Origin of the sequence: New Jersey aster yellows phytoplasma, assembly GCF_002554195.1 — a bacterium.
Lineage (GTDB): Bacteria > Bacillota_I > Bacilli_A > Acholeplasmatales > Acholeplasmataceae > Phytoplasma.
The window spans coordinates 1-1,088 of sequence record NZ_MAPF01000024.1 but is presented as its reverse complement, the minus strand read 5'-3'; the positions used below and the strand labels follow the sequence as shown (position 1 = coordinate 1,088).

General features: G+C 22.5%; 2 pseudogenes. Both read left to right on the top strand.

Annotated elements, in window-relative coordinates:
* Positions 1–250: pseudogene (locus BBA70_RS00915) on the top strand (hypothetical protein); the annotation flags it as partial.
* Between the two features lie 466 nt (positions 251–716).
* Positions 717–1,088, top strand: a pseudogene (locus BBA70_RS00910) (IS3 family transposase); the annotation flags it as partial.

Sequence of the window (1,088 nt, the reverse complement as noted above, 5' to 3'; positions counted from 1 at the left end):
TTATATTAAAGAATTAATAAGTAAGATAACCATAGACAAACTAGAAACTTTAAAATTATATAAATTAGATGCTAAAAAAGTAGATAAATATAACAATCCTATAAAAACAAATTATAAAAAAGGATTAAATGTTATTTATTATCAATCGGAAGATTTAAAACACATCAAATTATTTTTAACCAAAAATAAACAGGGCTATCGGGTTAAAAAAATACATCCCATGTATAAATATATATCTAAAATCAAATAAACACTTAACTAACAGTTTTATAACACTTCACTAACAGTTTTATAACACTTCACTAACAGTTTTATAACACTTCACTAACAGTTTTATAACACTTTCAATATTTAAAATTCTTTGACAAAACCAAACATTTTTAAGGAGTGATATTTTATATATTATATCGATAATGATAATGATACTCGATATTTGATATTATCGTTGTATCTTTTATCTATCATTATTATTTTTCGATATATAAATAACTCCCTATTTTTCCTTTCCATTATTAAAAAGAGTTGTTTAAAATTATCCAAACACAATACCCTAACGCGCTGAAGCGCTAATAACAATCATAAGTACACATAAATAAAAGAAGAAGAAAAATAAAAATCCCCCAGTTGCGCGCTACCCCCTTTTTTAAATAAATATAATCATTCAGAGTTATAATGGTTATGTATATGATATAAAAAAAGGAAACAATATTTAAATCATGAAAAAAATAGCTAAAATAATAGAAAAAGAGAAACAAAAAAATAAATTATTACAAACTCTAATGAAAAAAAACCAAAAAACTGATAAAAAAACTGTTTTTGAATTAGTTAAACAATTTAATCAAAAACTAAATTTAACAACCATTTTAAAAACTATCAAAACCAAAAGAAGCACTTATTATTATTGGTTGAAAGTCGAAAATAAAATAAAAGCCAAAAAAGAAAAATACTTATTACAACAAAATCGCATCAAAGCTTTATGTTTACAAGAAAAATATTTTTGCGGTCATCGTAAAATCACTGATTTATACCAAAAAACTTTTAACGAAAACATTACCAAGAAAAAATTATACTATTATGAAAGAAACGGT